A 17,798-nucleotide genomic window follows, 5' to 3' on the forward strand; every position below is an offset into this window, starting at 1 on the left:
CCCGCGTATGTCCAACTAGTGAACTCTAAGCTGAGCCGTTCGGGGCGTCTTACGTCAAGAGGTTGAACCGTTTCCGGGTCCGCCGGAAACGGGGGACACAGCGGCGCACGCCGCCCCGGAGAGCCGGAACGGCGTGCACATGGTCGGTCGCACAGGGTGTCGGGCCTACTTCAGCGCCCCCGCGGTCAGGCCCTGGACGACCTGGCGCTGGAACACGATGTACGCCCCGAGCACCGGCAGCATGGCCATCACCAGGCCCGCGAAGAGGCCGGACCAGTCGCCCTTGTAGCCCTGGCTGACCGCCAGCTGGACCAGGCCCTGGGTGAGGACCTTCTTGTCGGGGTCGGTGTTGAGGACCGTGGGCAGCATGTACTGGTTCCACTGGCCCAGGAAGTTGAAGATGCCGACGCTGATCAGGCCCGGCTTGGCCATCGGCAGCATGATCTGGAAGAACGTACGCGTGTGCGAGGCGCCGTCCACGAAGGCCGCCTCCGCGACCGAGGTGGGCAGGGTGCGGAAGAAGGCCGTCAGGAAGAAGACCGTGAACGGCAGCGAGTACGCGATGTAGACCAGGATCAGCCCGTGGATCGTGTTCAGCAGGCCCATGTTGTTCACGACGTAGAACAGCGGGACCAGCGCGAGCATGATCGGGAAGCTCATGCCGCCGACGAACAGGTAGTAGATGAAGCGGTTGCCCGGGAAGTCGAAGCGGGCGAGGACGTAGGCGGCCATGGAGCCGAGGACCAGGGTGCCGATGAGCGAGCCGCCGACCACCAGGACGGTGTTGAGGAAGTAGTCGCTCATGTTGGCCTGGGTCCAGGCCCGCGACCAGTTGTCGAAGTGCAGCTTGTCCGGCAGCGACCAGGGCGAGCCGAAGATGGAGCTGTCGCTCTTGAAGGACGTCATCACCGCCCACAGCAGCGGCGTGACCACCATGATCGCCCAGACGATCAGCACGCCGTGCGAGAAGACGTTGAGGACACCGCCCTCCCTCTTCTTCTTCCCGGCGGGCCCGGGCGCCGGTACGTCGATCTTGGAGACGGCCGCGCCGGACTCGGCCGGCAGCGGTGCGGGGGTCTCGGTCGTCTTCATCCTTCTCAGAACTCCAGCCGCTCGCGACGGCCCAGCCGCATCACGATCGCCGCGAACGCGAGCGTGACGACGAGCAGGGCGACGCCGATCGTGGTGGCGTAGGCGGCCTGACCGTCCCGGAACGCCTTCTGGTACACGTACAGGACCAGCACGGTGGTCGAGTAGTCGGGCCCGCCCGGACCGGTCGTCATGATCTGTACGACCGCGAACGACTCGGCGCCGAGCGCGAGGATGCCCATGTAGACCCAGCCGGACTGCACGGTGTCCCACAGCAGCGGCAGGGTGATGCGGAAGAAGGTGGCGGCCCGGCCCGCGCCGTCGAGCAGCGCCGACTCGTACAGCTCGGTCGGGATCGAGGCCATGCCGGCCGAGAACAGGACCACGAAGAAACCGACCGTGGACCAGACGAGCACGGCCATCACACACCACAGCGCGAGGTTCGGGTCGCCCAGCCACAGCGGCTGGACACTGTCGAGGCCGATGCCGCGCAGGATCGAGTTGATCGCGCCGCTGTCCGGGTTGTACGCGAACTGGAACAGCAGCGCGACGATCGCGATGGACAGCACCTGCGGGAAGAAATAGACGATTTTGTAGAAGGAGGAGCCCCGGACACCCGAGATCACGGGGCCGCCCCTTCTCCGCCGTCCGCCCACATTGATCATGAAGGCGAAGAACAGCGCCAGACTGATCGTCACCAGTGGCAGCACCAGGGCGAACAGCAGACTGTGCTCCAGCGACTTCCAGAAGATGTCGTCGTGGAACATCCTCGTGTAGTTGTCGAAGCCGACCATCTTGAATTCGGGGCTCAGGCCGGTCCAGTCCGTGAACGAATAGTAGATGGACTGGATGAACGGCCAGACCACGAAGAGCGCGTACAGTCCCAGGGGCAATGCCAGAAACCCCACAATGAACCGGTACTTGCCGTGCTGCATCGCCACTCCGGTGCGGTCAGGGGGTGCTGATTACTGGTGCTTGTAGTGCTTGACGGTGGTGTCCTTGGCCGTTTCGTCGGCGAATCCCTGGATCTTCTTGACGGCCTCGGCCGGGGTGAGCCGGCCCGCCATCATCTCGCCGAGACCGGCCACCCCGATCTTCTCCTTCTGCAGCTGCACGTACCAGTCCTGAAGCCGCGGATTCACCACGTTGGATCCGGCCAGTTGGAGTGCGGCCACACCCGACTTCAGACCCGGGGTGAGGGTGATGCCGGTCGTACCGCCGTTGTAGGCGGTCAGCGACTTCACCTTGGCGGTGAAGTTCTTCGAGGACGCCTCGGAGAGCATGATGCGCAGCTGCTCCATGCCCCCCTCGGGGTTCGCCGCCTTGGCCGGCACGATGAACGGCTCGCCGCCGGAGGCCCAGATGGTGCCGAAGGGCATCTTGTCGGAGCCGTCGATGCCGGTGGGCGCGGAGACCGCGAGGTTGAAGTCCTTGGGGATGACGTTCGCCGACTCGTTCTCCACCCAGGAGCCGTTCGGGATGAACAGCGCCTCGCCCTTGGCCCAGGCGGTCTGCGACTGGATGTGGTCCAGGCCCGGGGTGCCCTTGAGGATGTAGCCCTTCTGGTAGAGCTCGTAGTACGCCTCGAAACAGGCCTTGACGGCCGGGTGCTTCCAGGCGTTCGGCTCCAGGTTGTCGATGGCGTCGAGCACCTCGCGGCCGCCGACCTTGCCGATCATCGGGTAGAGCGAGAAGGGGAGGTAGTACGGGTACTTGCCCGCGTACGTCCAGCCCGCCATGCCCTTCTTCTTGGCCTTCTCGCAGACCGCGAGCATCTCGTCCCAGGTCTTCGGGTACTCGGCGTCGAGCGAGTCCAGGGCCTTCTGCGAGTACCAGACGCCGTACACCGTGTAGGCGTAGTACAGGATCCACACCGGGTTGCCGTCGAACTGGCCCATCTCCACGATGCCGGGGCGCAGCGTGTCGCGGACCTTCTTGGCCGGGTCGTCGTACGACGGCGCGTCCAGCAGCGGGGTGAGGTCGGCGAGCTGCTGCTTGCCGACGAGCACGCCCATGTCCATCTGCTCGGCACCGGAGTTGTCGATGAGGTCCGGCGGGGTGCCCTGGTTGAAGCGGGGCTGGAGGGTGGACTGGATCTTCTGGGTGGCGGAGAACTTCACCGTGACCTTGGGGAAGTCCTTCTGATAGATCTTCACCGCGTCCTCGGCGTACTCCTTGCCGAACCCGCCGTCGAAGAGGACGAATTCCATCTTCGCGGTGTCGTTGACCCCGAGCGGGTTCTTGGCGGTCTTCTTCCCCGCCTTGTCCTTCTTCTGACCGCCCCCGCCGCTGCTCGCACAGGCGGACAGCAGTCCCATACCCGGGGCCGCGACCAGGCCGAGCGCCGCGGACCGCTTGATCAGATCTCTACGGCCGACGCCTTCGGCACTGTTGTTCGAGGTGGATCCCATGCTCAAGTCCTCGCCTTCTCCAGGACTCAGGCGGTGAACCGGATCCTCCCCGGCACCGCTGTCGGGTCAAGCTGGGTGGTGCAGGGTCACGCTGGAAGTGCCGACAGGTATAGTCCACTTTCCGTCGCCTGAGCAAGATCGAATGCAGGGTTCGCGATGGGTCTTTTCCGAGTTGAGACCTCGGGGAAACGTGAGCCGCCATGGACGGCCCGACAGTGGAATTCGCGGCATAAGTCCCTGAATGCCACACCCAACACCCTTGACATCACCGGCCACTTGACGCCCTACTGGTTCCTGCGCCCCGAGCTTGACAACGTTGTCCGATGGGGGCGCAGGAGGGGAATCCGTAGATGCAGCGGAGAACTCGGCACAGATGGGGTCCGGCGGCCGTCCTCACGGCCGCCTTTGTCATGGCCGTCGGCGCACAGGGCGCGGCGGTCGCCCTGCCCGCCAAGGCTCCGGCCGTCGACCGGGAGTTCGCATCCTCGTTCGAGACGGGCGATCCGGCGCCGAACTGGATCGACACCGTGGACACCGCACCCGACGGCAGCAAGCGCGCCTCGGGCGTCGACGGCGGCTACAGCGCCGGCATCCCGGGCAACGTGACGGACCATGTCACCGATGTCCGGGCCAGCGGCGAGAACACGGGCGCCGGCGAGGTGAAGGAGAACCTGGTCGACGGCGAACCCGGCACCAAGTGGCTGACGTTCGAGCCCACCGGCTGGGTGGAGTTCGACCTCGACAAACCCGTCAGGCTGGCGACGTACGCGCTCACTTCGGCCAACGACGTCGCCGAGCGCGACCCCAGGGACTGGACCCTGCTCGGCTCCACCGACGGCAAGGACTGGAAGACACTCGACACCCGCGCGGACGAAACGTTCTCGGCGCGGTTCCAGACGACGTCGTACGACCTGGCCCAGCCGGGCGAGTACCAGCACTTCCGGCTGGAGATCACGAAGAACAACGGCGCCTTGGGCATTCTGCAGCTCGCCGATGTGCAGTTCTCCACCGGCGGCGGGGGCGGCCCGGTGCCGCAGGACATGCTGACGCTGGTCGACCAGGGCCCGACCGGCTCGCCGACGGCCAAGGCACGGGCCGGGTTCACCGGAAAGAGGGCCCTGCGCTACGCCGGGCGGCACACGGCGGCCGGCCGGGCGTACTCGTACAACAAGGTCTACGACGTGAACGTGAAGGTCGGCGCCGACACCCGGTTGTCGTACCGCGTCTTCCCGTCGATGGCGGACGGCGACCGCGACTACGACGCCACGAACGTCGCCGTGGACCTGGCCTTCACCGACGGCACCTATCTCAGCGACCTGGGCGCGCTGGACCAGCACGGGTTCCCGCTGTCCCCGCGCGGGCAGGGCGCGTCGAAGTCGCTGTACGTCAACCAGTGGAACAACGTGGCCTCGCGGATCGGCTCGGTGGCGGCCGGCAAGACGGTCGACCGGATCCTGGTGGCGTACGACTCCCCCGCCGGGCCGGCGAAGTTCCGGGGCTGGATCGACGACGTGGCCCTCAAGTCCGTGGCGCCGGAGAAGCCGAAGGCCCATCTGTCGGATTATGTGCTGACCACCCGGGGCACCAACTCCAGCGGCAGCTTCTCGCGCGGCAACACCTTCCCCGCGACCGCGCTTCCGCACGGCTTCAACTTCTGGACCCCGGTGACCAACGCGTCCTCGCTCAGCTGGCTGTACGAGTACGCGCGCGCGAACAACGAGGCCAACCTGCCCACGATCCAGGCGTTCAGCGCCAGCCATGAGCCGAGCCCGTGGATGGGTGACCGGCAGACCTTCCAGGTGATGCCGTCGGCCGCGTCCGGCACCCCGGACACCATCCGGCAGGAGCGCGCGCTGCCGTTCCGGCACGAGAACGAGACGGCGCGGCCGTACTACTACGGGGTCCGCTTCGAGAACGGCCTCAAGGCCGAGATGACCCCGGCCGACCATGCGGCGGTGCTGCGCTTCACGTACCCCGGCAAGGACGCGAGCGTGCTCTTCGACAACGTCACCGAGCAGGCGGGCCTGACCCTCGACCAGGAGCACGGGATCGTCACGGGCTTCTCGGACGTGAAGTCCGGCCTGTCGACCGGCGCGACCCGGCTGTTCGTCTACGGGGTGTTCGACAAGCCGGTGACGGACGCCGGAACGAGCGGGGTGAAGGGCTATCTGCGGTTCGACGCGGGCACGGACCACACCGTCACGCTGCGCCTGGCGACCTCGCTCATCAGCCTCGACCAGGCGAAGGACAACCTGCGCCAGGAGATCCCGGACGGCACCTCCTTCGACGCGGTGAAGGCCGGGGCCCAGCGCACCTGGGACAGGCTGCTCGGCAAGGTCGAGGTGCGGGGCGCGACCCCGGACCAGCTGACCACGCTGTACTCCAGCATGTACCGGCTGTACCTGTACCCCGACTCGGGCTTCGAGAAGGTGAACGGCGAGGACCAGTACGCCTCGCCCTTCGACCCCATGCCGAGCCAGGACACCCCGACCCACACCGGCGCGAAGATCGTCGACGGCAAGGTGTACGTCAACAACGGCTTCTGGGACACCTATCGGACCACCTGGCCGGCGTACGCGTTGCTGACGCCCACTCAGGCGGGCGAGATGGTCGACGGGTTCATACAGCAGTACAAGGACGGCGGCTGGACCTCCCGCTGGTCCTCCCCCGGTTACGCCGACCTGATGACCGGTACCTCCTCCGACGTGGCGTTCGCCGACGCGTACGTCAAGGGCGTGCGGTTCGACGCCGAGGCGGCCTACCAGGCGGCCCTGAAGAACGCGACCGTGGTCCCGCCGATGGCGGGCGTCGGCCGCAAGGGCATGACCACCTCCCCGTTCCTCGGCTACACCAGCACCGCCACCAGCGAGGGCCTGTCCTGGGCGATGGAGGGATACGTCAACGACTACGGCATCGCGCGGATGGGCGCGGCGCTGTACAAGAAGACCGGCGAGAAGCACTACAAGGAGGAGTCCGAGTACTTCCTCAACCGCGCCCGGGACTACGTGAACCTGTTCGACCCCGAGGTCGGCTTCTTCCAGGGCCGCGACGGCGACGGCAACCGGCGCCTGGATCCCTCGAAGTACGACCCGCGCGTGTGGGGTTACGACTACACGGAGACCAACGGCTGGGGCGACGCGTTCACCGTCCCGCAGGACAGCCGGGGCCTGGCCAACCTCTACGGCGGCCGGCAGGGCCTCGCCGACAAGCTGGACACGTTCCTCTCCACCCCGGAGACGGCCTCCCCGGACTTCGTCGGCTCCTACGGCGGTGTCATCCACGAGATGACCGAGGCCCGGGACGTCCGCATGGGCATGCTCGGCCAGTCCAACCAGCCCGCGCACCACATCCCGTACATGTACGACGCGGCCGGCCAGCCCTGGAAGACCCAGGCGACGGTCCGCGAGATCCTCTCCCGGCTCTACGCCGGCAGCGAGATCGGGCAGGGCTACCACGGCGACGAGGACAACGGCGAGCAGTCGGGCTGGTTCCTCTTCTCGGCGCTCGGCTTCTATCCGCTGGTCATGGGAAGCGGCGAGTACTCCATCGGCTCCCCGCTCTTCCAGCAGGTCACCGTGCACCTGGAGAACGGCCGTGACCTGGTGATCAAGGCCCCGGGGAACAGCGCGAAGAACGTGTACGTACAGGGCGTGACCTTCAACGGCCGCCCCTGGACGTCCACGTCGCTCCCCCACTCGCTGCTGTCCAGGGGCGGGGTGCTGGAGTTCTTCATGGGCGCCAAGCCGTCCACCTGGGGCACCGGCAAGGACGCGGCGCCGGTGTCCCTCACCCAGGACGACAAGGTGCCGACGCCCCGCTCGGACGTCCTGAAGGGCGAGGGGCCACTGTTCGACAACACCTCGGCGACGGACGCGACGTTCACCTCGGCGGACCTCCCGGTCGACCACGCGGTGAAGCCCGCCCAGTACACGCTGACGTCCTCGGCCGATCACACCAGGGCGCCAACGGGCTGGACCCTCCAGGGTTCGACCGACGGCACCACGTGGAAGACCCTGGACAACCGCACGGGCGAAACGTTCCCCTGGGCCCACCAGACCCGGGCGTTCACCATCGCCACACCGGGCACGTACAGCAGGTACCGGCTGGTGCTGAACGGTGCGTCGACACTGGCGGAGGTGGAACTGCTGGCCTGACACCGGCACGGAGAAGGGGGCGGACCTGATCGGGCCCGCCCCCTTGCACGCTGGACGCCTGCGATGGTCTTGCCGGCTGGAGCCGTGAACGGCTTGGTGGCGAAGACGTAGAGAGCAACCGGGCCCTGGCCGACGCCCGAGACATTGCGGTACGCGGCCTTGGCGACGACCTCGTTGCCGTACTGGACGCCGCCGCCTCCCCCGCCGGCCGTCCAGTCGGTGCAGGCGACGGTCGGGGTGGTCTGCTGGTTCCCGTTGACCGCGCTGCAGATGAAGGCAGACTGGCTTACAGGTGTGGTTAGTTGGATGTTCGGCCGTTCGCCGAGGCGTTGTCCGGGCGCCCGTCGGGCGAGTTGGTCGCCCGGGGGTGAGTCCGGCCCGCGAGGGCCTGGCGGGATTGACTTGCTCTCCCTCATGAAGAGAGGGAGATTCTGGCCTGCGCGCCTGATGCGGTGGGTGCGCGCCAGGCCCTTGACCGCCAGGTCCTCCACAGCGACCGTTTGGTTCTCACGGATCAGCCTCGTGGACAACTGGTGGTGGAACTCCCGGCGTGCGTCGGCCACCTTCGCGTGGGCGCGGGCGACTTTCAGGCGGGCCTTGGCCCGGTTCTTCGATCCCTTCTGTTAACGTGCGCCACCCGTACCACGGAAGATCACGTGTACCCCGGCAGGCCGCGATGGATCACTCGGTCGGGCTACCTCAAGTGGGTTGACATCGTTGTCGGTTGAGGCCATAGACAACGTTGTCGCCCTCGGTCGATTTCAGACGATCCCACAGCCCGCCCTCACAAGCCGGCACCACCCGGGCGGATGTCCACCCCCCTCACCCGCCCGGCTCGCGGACCCGGTGCGCACCGCCACCGGGTCCGCCCAGAGCGACCGTGCGGACAGACAAACCGTCCCGTCCCCACCGTGACTCAAGGGGCGGGAGTTTTCTCGCGTGACGCATGAGGTGCAGAAAGCCTCTCCACTTCGCGGACCGGCCATAGGCAGCCGGGCAAATGGGTGCTACAAATGCCGCATGTCGGACGCATTCGCCCGATTCAGGCGTCACTTCCGGCGCATCAGAGCCGGCAGGAGCCCGCGCAGCGTCGCCGGGCAGGTCTTCCTTTTGCAAGTGGCGCTGGTGGCACTGCTCGTGGTCTGCGGCGTCATCGCTCTCGTCGTGCAGTCGGAACGTGACACCACCAGTGAGGCCAGGCGCCGGTCCGTCGCCGTCGCGCAGACCTTCGCGCACTCGCCCGGCATCCTGCAGGCCCTGCGCACTCCGGCGCCGTCCAAGGTGCTCCAGCCCCTCACCGAGGCGGCACGCAGGGCAGCGGGCGTCGACTTCATCGTGGTCATGGACACCAAGGGCATCCGCTTCACCCATCCCATCCCGAGCAAGATCGGGCACCGGTTCGTGGGCACGATCGGGCCGTCACTGGCCGGGAAGGTCTACACCGAGACGGTCCACGGGCCGCTCGGCCACGAGGAACAGGCGACCGTTCCGGTCGACGACACGCACGGCAGGGTCGTCGCCCTCGTCTCCGCCGGGCTCAAGGTGAAGAACGTGACCGGCGAGGTGTACCGGCAGCTCCCGATCATCCTGGCCACCGGGGCCGGCGCGCTCGTGGTGTCGACGGGCGGTACGGCACTGGTGGGCCGGCGCCTGCGACGGCAGACGCACAGCCTGGCCCCGGACGAGATGACCCGGATGTACGAGCACCACGACACGGTGCTGCACTCGGTGCGCGAGGGCGTGCTCATCGTCGGTGGTGACGGGCGGCTGCTGCTGGTCAACGACGAGGCCGCGCGGCTGCTGGAGCTGCCCTCCGACGCCGAGGGGCGCGCGGTGCGGGACCTGCCGGGGCTCGACGCCGCGACGGTGGACCTGCTCGTCTCCGGGCGCGACGCCTCCGACGAGGTGCACTTCGCCGGGGGCCGGCTGCTGGCGGTGAACCAGCGGCCCACGACCCGCGCGGGCAGTCCCTGCGCGACGGTGGTGACGCTCCGCGACTGCACCGAGCTGCAGGCCATATCCGGCCGTGCGGAGGTGACGCGGGCGCGGCTGGAGCTGCTGTACGACGCGGGCCTGGGCATGGGCAGCAGCCTCGACGTGGTCCAGACGGCCGACGAACTGGTGCGGGTCGCCGTCCCCCGGTTCGCCGACTTCGTCACCGTGGACGTGGCCGATGCCGTGCTGCGCGGCGAGGAAGCGGCGCCGACGGCGACGGACCTGCGGCGGGTCGCCGTGGGCGGTATCCGCGACGATCACCCGCTCCACGAGAAGGGGCAGCTGATCGACTTCCTGCCCGCCACCCCGCCGGCCCGCGGCTACCGCGCCGGCCGCTCCGAGCTGGTGACCGACCTGTCGGACGCCGACGGCTGGACCGCGCAGGATCCGCAGCGTGCCCGGCAGATCCTGGACTACGGCATCCACTCGCTCATCTCCGCCCCCGTCCAGGCCCGCGGCAGCGTGCTGGGCGTGGTCAACTTCTGGCGTTCCAAGCGGGAGCCCTTCGACACGGAGGAGCTGTCGCTGGCGGAGGAGCTGGTGGCCCGCGCCGCGGTGAGCATCGACAACGCCCGCCGCTACACCCGCGAGCACGCCATGGCCGTGACCCTGCAGCGCAGCCTGCTGCCGAGGACGTTGCCCGCGCAGAGCGCCCTCGACGTGGCCTATCGCTATCTCCCCGCCCAGTCGGGTGTGAGCGGCGACTGGTTCGATGTGATCCCGTTGTCGGGGAGCCGAGTGGCGCTGGCCGTCGGTGACGTCGTGGGTCACGGTCTGCACGCCGCGGCGACGATGGGCCGGCTGCGGACCGCGGTGCACAACTTCTCCACCCTCGACCTGCCGCCCGACGAACTGCTCAGCCACCTGGACGACCTGGTCGGCCGGATCGACCAGGAAGAGGACTGCTCACAGACGCCCAGCGAGATCGTGGGGGCCACCTGCGTGTACGCGATCTACGACCCGGTGACGCGCCGCTGTGCGATGGCGCGTGCCGGCCATCTCGCGCCCGCGCTGGTCTCGCCCGACGGCAGCGTCTCCTTCCTCGATCTGCCGGCCGGGCCGCCGCTGGGCCTGGGAGGCATGCCGTTCCAGGCGGCGGAGTTCGAGCTCGCGGAGGGCAGCGGACTGGTGCTGTACACCGACGGCCTGATCGAGGACCGCTCGCGCGACCTGGACGTGGGGATGGAGCTGCTGCGCCGGTCGCTGGCGGGACATCCCGACCGGCCGCCGGAGGAGAGCTGCCGGGCGGTGCTGGAGGAGCTGCTCCCCGAGCGTCCCGGGGACGATGTCGCCCTGCTCATCGCGCAGACCCGGGCACTGTCGGCCGACCAGGTCGCCGAGTGGGACGTGCCGCGCGAGCCGGCCGCCGTGTCGGGGATGCGCGCCGCCGTGTCCGAGAAACTGGCCCAGTGGGATCTGTCCGAGCTGGGCTTCGGGATGGAACTGGTGCTCAGCGAGCTGATCACCAATGCCATCCGCTACGGCTCCGATCCCGTCCATGTACGGCTGATCCACGACCGTTCGCTGATCTGTGAGGTGGCCGACGGCAGCAGCACCTCGCCGCATCTGCGGTACGCGGCGGCGACCGACGAGGGTGGACGCGGCCTGTTCCTGGTCTCGCAGGTGGCCGAGCGCTGGGGGACCCGGTACACCCCGCAGGGCAAGGTGATCTGGGCCGAGCTGGCGGTGCCGGATCTCGGCGCACTCCTCACGGACTGAGCCGGACCGGTCGGGCCGAGGCGTACCCGGGGTCAGGCAGAGCTGCCGAGCGCCCGGGAGGTGTCGCGCCCGGCGGCGGGCAGGCGGTCCTGCGCGAGCTGTCCGGGCGGGAACGACGGACCGGCCGCCGGGAACTCAACCGTGAACTCGGTCCGGCCGGGGGTGCTGTCCACGCGGGCCGAGCCGCCGTGTGCCCGAGTGATCGCCGCCGCCACCGCGAGCCCGAGCCCCGAGCCGCCCTCGGCGAGGCCCTGGCGGGTGCGGGAGGTGTCGGCTCGGGTGAAGGGGTCGAAGACGGTGGGCAGGAGGGCGGGCGGGATGCCGGGTCCGTCGTCGCGGATGTGCACCGTGTGATGGCCGGCGGCGGACTCGATGCGGGCGGTGACCGTCGTACCGGGCGGGGTGTGGACGCGGGCGTTGGTGAGCAGGGCGGTGACCGCCTGCCTCAGGCGGAGGGCGTCACCGGTGACCGACACCAGGTACTCCAGGGGGAGTTCGAGGTGCCAGACGTGGTCCGGGGCGGCCGTACGGGCTTCTCGTACCGCCTCCGCGAGCAGGACCGCGAGGTCCACCTCGGCCGTCTGCGAGGGCCGGGCCTCGGGGAGGCGGGCGAGCAGGAGCAGGTTCTCGACCAGGCCGGTCATCCGGGCGGACTCGGTGCTGACCCGGCGCCAGGCGAGGTCGGCACCGAGTCCGCCCGGTCCGGGGGCTCGGTTCATCAGCTCGGCGTAGCCGGCGATGGAGGCGAGCGGGGTGCGCAGTTCGTGGCCGGCGTCGGCGATGAAACGGCGCATGCGTTCCTCGTCGCGCCGGCGCTCGGCGAGGGCGGTCTCGACCTGCTCGATCATGCGGTTGAGGGCGGCGCCGACCTGGCCGGTCTCGGTGCCGGGGTCGGCGTCGGGCGCGGGCACTCGGGCGAGCGGGGCGGGCCGGTCGGGGGTGAGCGGTGCCCGGGTGACCTGGCCGGCGGTGGCGGCGATGCGGCCGAGCGGGCGCAGTTGGCGCCGGACGGCGAGGGCGCAGCCGCCGGCCGCGAGGAGGAGTACGGCGCCGGTGGCCGCTGCCTCGATGCGCGTCAGCTGGTCGAGGGTGTGCCGTACGTCGTCCTGGGGCAGGCCGGCCAGGACGCGGATGCCGCTCGCGTCGAGGGCGGTGACGCGGTAGGTGCCGAGTCCGGGGACGGTGCGGGTGTGGGCGGAGCCGTCGTCGGGGACGCCGGTGAGGGCGTTGCGCTGGGTCGCGGTGAGCGGGCGCGGGCCGTCGTCCCCGTGGACGACGGCGGCGGCGAGGATGGTGCCGCCGGTGTCGAACCGGGCGGCGAGCAGCCCGTCCGGGTGGCCGCCGGTGCCGAGGAAGGTGAGGTCGGTGAGGCTGCCGGGGTGGTGGGCGGCGCCGGTCACGCCGTTGGTGGCGACGTCGTTGACGCGGTCGTCCAACGCGCCCATGAGGAAGGCGCGTTGGGCGAGGACGGTGGTGAGGGCGAGCACGGCGCAGACGGCGACGAGGGTGCCGGTGACGAGAAGCGCCAGGCGGGTGCGCAGCGGCCGGGGACGGGTGCGACGGCTGTGCGTACGGCGGGCGTGCGGCCCGGGGGTGCCTGGCATGTAGCGATTCTGTGCCGGTTGGCTGAGGGAAGCCTGTGCTCCGTCTGGGCAGGGGCGATGGGTACGAAAGGCGGGTAGACGCAAGGGCCGCACCCCCGGTGTTCCGGGGATGCGGCCCGCTACGGCTGTGCCGTGACCGCTTACTTGCGGATCAGGTTGCGCAGCACGTACTGCATGATGCCGCCGTTGCGGTAGTAGTCGGCCTCACCGGGGGTGTCGATGCGGACGACCGCGTCGAACTCGACACCGCTGTCGGTGGTGACCTTCACCGTGCGCGGGGTGGTGCCGTTGTTGAGCTCCTCGACGCCGGTGAAGGAGAAGGTCTCCTCGCCGGTCAGACCGAGGGACTCGGCGGAGGCACCCTCCGGGAACTGCAGCGGGAGCACGCCCATGCCGATCAGGTTGGAGCGGTGGATGCGCTCGTACGACTCGGCGATGACGGCCTTGACGCCGAGGAGCGCGGTGCCCTTGGCGGCCCAGTCGCGGGACGAGCCGGAGCCGTACTCCTTGCCGGCCAGGACGACCAGCGGCACACCGGCCGCCTGGTAGTTCTGCGAGGCGTCGTAGATGAACGACACCGGGCCGTCGGCCTGGGTGAAGTCGCGGGTGTAGCCGCCCTCGGTGCCCGGCGCGATCTGGTTGCGCAGGCGGATGTTGGCGAACGTGCCGCGGATCATGACCTCGTGGTTGCCGCGGCGGGAGCCGTAGCTGTTGAAGTCGCGGCGCTCGACGCCGTGCTCCGTGAGGTACTTGCCGGCCGGGGTGTCGGCCTTGATGGCGCCGGCCGGGGAGATGTGGTCGGTGGTGACCGAGTCGCCCAGCTTGGCGAGGACGCGGGCGCCGGCGATGTCGGTGACCGGGGCCGGCTCCATGCCCATGCCCTCGAAGTACGGGGGCTTGCGGACGTAGGTGGACTCGGCGTCCCACTCGAAGGTGTTGCCGGTCGGGATCGGCAGCGCCTGCCACTGGGCGTCGCCCGCGAAGACGTCCGAGTACGACTTCTCGAACATGTCCTCGCCGATGGCGCTCGCGACGACCTCGTTGACCTCGGCCTCGGTCGGCCAGATGTCCTTGAGGTAGACCGGGTTGCCGTCCTGGTCGGTGCCCAGGGCGTCGCGGGTGATGTCCACCTTCATGGAGCCCGCGATGGCGTACGCGACGACCAGCGGCGGGGACGCCAGGTAGTTCATCTTGACGTCGGGGTTGATGCGGCCCTCGAAGTTGCGGTTGCCGGAGAGGACCGAGGTGACCGCGAGGTCGTGCTCGTTGACGGCCTTGGAGACCTCCTCCGGCAGCGGGCCGGAGTTGCCGATGCAGGTGGTGCAGCCGTAGCCGACGAGGTTGAAGCCGACCTTGTCCAGGTACGGCGTGAGGCCGGCCCGCTCGAAGTAGTCGGTGACGACCTTCGAACCCGGGGCGAGGGTGGTCTTGACCCACGGCTTGCGGGTCAGACCCTTCTCGACCGCCTTCTTGGCGACCAGGGCGGCGCCGATCATGACGTACGGGTTGGAGGTGTTGGTGCAGGAGGTGATGGCCGCGACGGTCACCGCACCGTGGTCCAGCTGGTAGGTCGTGCCGTCGGGGGCGGTGACCGGAACCGGGTTGGTCGGGAAGCCGTTGGGGTGGACGGCCGGGGCGTCGGAGGCCGGGAAGGACTCCTTGCCCGCCTCGTCGGCCTCCTCCACGTAGTTGCGGACGTCCAGCTTGAACTGCTCGGCGGCGTTGGCGAGGACGATGCGGTCCTGCGGACGCTTCGGGCCGGCGATGGACGGGACGACCGTGGACAGGTCCAGCTCGAGCTTCTCGGAGAAGTCGGGCTCGGCCTTCGGGTCCAGCCAGAGGCCCTGCTGCTTGGCGTAGGCCTCGACGAGGGCGACCTGCTGCTCGGAGCGGCCGGTCAGGCGCAGGTAGTTCAGGGTCTCGTCGTCGATCGGGAAGATCGCGGCGGTGGAGCCGAACTCCGGCGACATGTTGCCGATGGTGGCACGGTTGGCGAGGCTCGTGGCCGCCACGCCCTCGCCGTAGAACTCGACGAACTTGCCGACCACACCGTGCTTGCGGAGCATCTCGGTGATGGTGAGCACGAGGTCCGTGGCGGTGGTGCCGGGCTGCAGCTCACCGGTGAGCTTGAAGCCGACGACGCGCGGGATGAGCATGGAGACCGGCTGGCCGAGCATGGCGGCCTCGGCCTCGATGCCGCCGACGCCCCAGCCGAGGACGCCGAGGCCGTTGACCATGGTGGTGTGCGAGTCGGTGCCGACCAGGGTGTCCGGGTAGGCCTTGCCGTCACGCACCATGACGACACGCGCGAGGTGCTCGATGTTCACCTGGTGGACGATGCCGGTGCCCGGCGGGACGACCTTGAACTCGTCGAAGGCGGTCTGGCCCCAGCGCAGGAACTGGTAGCGCTCCTTGTTGCGGCCGTACTCCAGCTCGACGTTCTGCTTGAAGGCGTCGTTGGTGCCGAACTTGTCGGCGATGACGGAGTGGTCGATGACCAGCTCGGCCGGCGCCAGCGGGTTGATCTTGGCGGGGTCGCCGCCGAGCTCCTTCACGGCCTCACGCATGGTGGCGAGGTCCACGACGCAGGGGACGCCGGTGAAGTCCTGCATGATCACGCGGGCCGGCGTGAACTGGATCTCCTGGCTGGGCTGGGCCTGGGAGTCCCAGCCGCCGAGGGCACGGATGTGGTCGGCGGTGATGTTCGCGCCGTCCTCCGTGCGGAGCAGGTTCTCCAGCAGGACCTTGAGGCTGTACGGCAGGCGGGCCGAGCCCTCCACCTTGTCCAGCCGGAAGATCTCGTACGACTCGTCGCCCACCTGCAGCGTGCTGCGGGCGTCGAAGCTGTTCGCCGACACGACAGTCTCCTTCATTGATGTGCGCGTACCACCGTCAATCGTGCCGCCACGCCTACTTGGCCGATCCAGCAAGGTAAGGCTAAGTTAGGTCACCCTTACCGGAGTGGCGGCTACGGTGCGCCTCGGCAGATATCTCGATGTCGAGATAACTCTAGTACATGGGGGCTGGATGGTCATGCCCGGCCGGGCCGGGCACTGCCGCTTTTCGGCGACCCATATCGGTTGCTAACGGATGAATCACCCGAACGTCCGACATCCCCCGCACTTCCGCAGGTCACTGACGTGCCGTCACCCGAATGGACCCCCTTGACGGGCGCCATCTCATATCTGAGATAGCCTCAACCTCATGGCAGACGACTACCTCGTGCGCATCGGCAAGCTCATCCGTGACGCCAGGCAACACCGTGGCTGGACACAGACGCAGCTCGCGGAGGCGCTCGGCACCAGCCAGAGTGCGGTCAATCGCATCGAGCGGGGGAACCAGAACATCAGCCTTGAGATGATTGCCCGCATCGGTGAGGCCCTGGACAGTGAGATCGTGTCGCTGGGGTACGCGGGCCCGATGCATCTGCGTGTCGTCGGCGGCCGCCGGCTGTCCGGTGCCATCGACGTGAAGACGAGCAAGAACGCCTGCGTGGCGCTGCTGTGCGCCTCGCTGCTCAACAAGGGGCGCACGGTGCTGCGCCGGGTCGCGCGGATCGAGGAGGTGTACCGCCTGCTGGAGGTGCTGAACTCCATCGGCGTGCGCACCCGCTGGATCAACGGCGGCGTCGACCTGGAGCTGGTGCCGCCGGCCCAGCTGGAGATGGCCGCGATCGACGCGGACGCCGCCGTACGCACCCGCTCGATCATCATGTTCTTCGGCCCGCTGCTGCACCGCATGGACGCCTTCAAGCTGCCGTACGCCGGTGGTTGCGACCTGGGCACGCGGACCATCGAGCCGCACATGATCGCGCTGCGCCGCTTCGGCCTCGACATCGCGGCCACCGAGGGCCAGTACCACGCGCGGGTCGACCGCACGGTCCGCCCCGACCGCCCGATCGTGCTGACCGAGCGCGGCGACACGGTGACCGAGAACGCGCTGCTGGCCGCCGCCCGGCACGACGGCGTGACGGTCATCCGCAACGCCTCCTCCAACTACATGGTCCAGGACCTGTGCTTCTTCCTGGAGGCCCTCGGCGTCAAGGTCGAGGGTATCGGCACCACCACGCTGACCGTGCACGGCGTGCCGAACATCGACGTCAACGTCGACTACTCCCCCTCCGAGGACCCGGTCGAGGCGATGAGCCTGCTGGCCGCGGCCGTGGTGACGGAGTCGGAACTGACGGTGCGCCGCGTGCCCATCGAGTTCCTGGAGATCGAGCTGGCGGTCCTGGAGGAGATGGGCCTCGACCACGACCGCAGTCCGGAGTACTGCGCGGACAACGGCCGTACCCGCCTGGTCGACCTCACGGTCCACCCCTCCAAGCTGGAGGCGCCGATCGACAAGATCCACCCCATGCCCTTCCCGGGCCTGAACATCGACAACGTCCCGTTCTTCGCGGCGATCGCGGCGGTCGCCTCGGGCAAGACCCTCATCCACGACTGGGTCTACGACAACCGCGCGATCTACCTGACGGACCTCAACCGCCTCGGCGGCCGACTGCAGTTGCTGGACCCGCACCGGGTGCTGGTCGAGGGCCCGACCCGCTGGCGCGCCGCCGAGATGATGTGCCCACCCGCCCTGCGCCCCGCCGTGGTCGTCCTGCTGGCGATGATGGCGGCCGAGGGCACGTCGGTACTGCGCAACGTGTACGTCATCAACCGGGGGTACGAGGATCTCGCCGAGCGACTGAACTCCATCGGGGCGCAGATCGAGATCTTCCGGGACATCTGAAGTTCTTCGGAAAAGGTGCCACCACACCCCTCTTCGCCTCGCAACAAAGGCTGATCACACGGCCGGCCGGCAATCGCACTGGATGCGCATGC

General features: G+C 68.9%; 8 protein-coding genes and 2 pseudogenes. 3 read left to right on the forward strand and 7 right to left on the reverse strand.

The features are described 5' to 3' along the window. Window positions 1-165: 165 nt before the first annotated feature. Genes ACH47Z_RS35330 through ngcE form a run of 3 tightly spaced genes read right to left on the reverse strand, consistent with a single transcriptional unit; the run spans window position 166 to window position 3,500 of the window. Complete coding sequence (locus ACH47Z_RS35330; RefSeq protein ID WP_399081160.1) at window positions 166-1,092, reverse strand: carbohydrate ABC transporter permease; 927 nt, start codon at window positions 1,090-1,092, stop codon at window positions 166-168. A gap of 5 nt (window positions 1,093-1,097) precedes the next feature. Continuing rightward, window positions 1,098-2,024 carry a carbohydrate ABC transporter permease gene (locus ACH47Z_RS35335; RefSeq protein WP_399081162.1) on the reverse strand — a complete coding sequence of 309 codons (927 nt, stop codon included), beginning with the start codon at window positions 2,022-2,024 and terminating at the stop codon, window positions 1,098-1,100. A gap of 30 nt (window positions 2,025-2,054) precedes the next feature. After that, a complete protein-coding gene (ngcE, locus tag ACH47Z_RS35340; protein ID WP_399081163.1) occupies window positions 2,055-3,500 on the reverse strand; it encodes an N-acetylglucosamine/diacetylchitobiose ABC transporter substrate-binding protein in 1,446 nt (481 codons plus the stop codon). Between the two features lie 350 nt (window positions 3,501-3,850). On the opposite strand from ngcE, the gene ACH47Z_RS35345 reads away from it, so the two are divergent. Beyond that, a complete protein-coding gene (locus tag ACH47Z_RS35345) occupies window positions 3,851-7,654 on the forward strand; it encodes a GH92 family glycosyl hydrolase (RefSeq protein ID WP_399081165.1) in 3,804 nt (1,267 codons plus the stop codon). Window positions 7,655-7,704: 50 nt separating this feature from the next. Here the strand turns inward: ACH47Z_RS35345 and ACH47Z_RS35350 are convergent. Both ACH47Z_RS35350 and ACH47Z_RS35355 read right to left on the reverse strand, forming a co-directional pair. Next, a pseudogene (locus ACH47Z_RS35350) lies at window positions 7,705-8,009 on the reverse strand (hypothetical protein); the annotation flags it as partial. 100 nt (window positions 8,010-8,109) lie between these two features. After that, window positions 8,110-8,277 (reverse strand): annotated as a pseudogene (locus tag ACH47Z_RS35355) (transposase); the annotation flags it as partial. Between the two features lie 397 nt (window positions 8,278-8,674). On the opposite strand from ACH47Z_RS35355, the gene ACH47Z_RS35360 reads away from it, so the two are divergent. Then, window positions 8,675-11,368, forward strand: a complete 2,694-nt coding sequence (locus ACH47Z_RS35360) for a SpoIIE family protein phosphatase (RefSeq protein ID WP_399081166.1) — start codon at window positions 8,675-8,677, stop codon at window positions 11,366-11,368. Between the two features lie 32 nt (window positions 11,369-11,400). Here the strand turns inward: ACH47Z_RS35360 and ACH47Z_RS35365 are convergent, their stop codons facing one another. Beyond that, entirely contained in the window at window positions 11,401-12,972 is a 1,572-nt protein-coding gene (locus ACH47Z_RS35365; protein WP_399081168.1) for an ATP-binding protein, read from the reverse strand. A 140-nt stretch (window positions 12,973-13,112) separates the two neighbouring features. Then, the gene (gene acnA / locus ACH47Z_RS35370) at window positions 13,113-15,830 is read right to left on the reverse strand and encodes an aconitate hydratase AcnA (RefSeq protein WP_399081170.1); all 2,718 of its coding nucleotides are present in this window, start codon (window positions 15,828-15,830) and stop codon (window positions 13,113-13,115) included. Between the two features lie 346 nt (window positions 15,831-16,176). Here acnA and ACH47Z_RS35375 point away from each other — a divergent pair, with 346 nt between their 5' ends. Continuing rightward, window positions 16,177-17,706, forward strand: coding sequence for a helix-turn-helix domain-containing protein (locus ACH47Z_RS35375; protein ID WP_399081172.1), 1,530 nt, complete (start codon window positions 16,177-16,179; stop codon window positions 17,704-17,706). Window positions 17,707-17,798: the final 92 nt, after the last annotated feature.

Origin of the sequence: Streptomyces sp. NPDC020192, from assembly GCF_044388685.1 — a bacterium.
GTDB lineage: Bacteria > Actinomycetota > Actinomycetes > Streptomycetales > Streptomycetaceae > Streptomyces.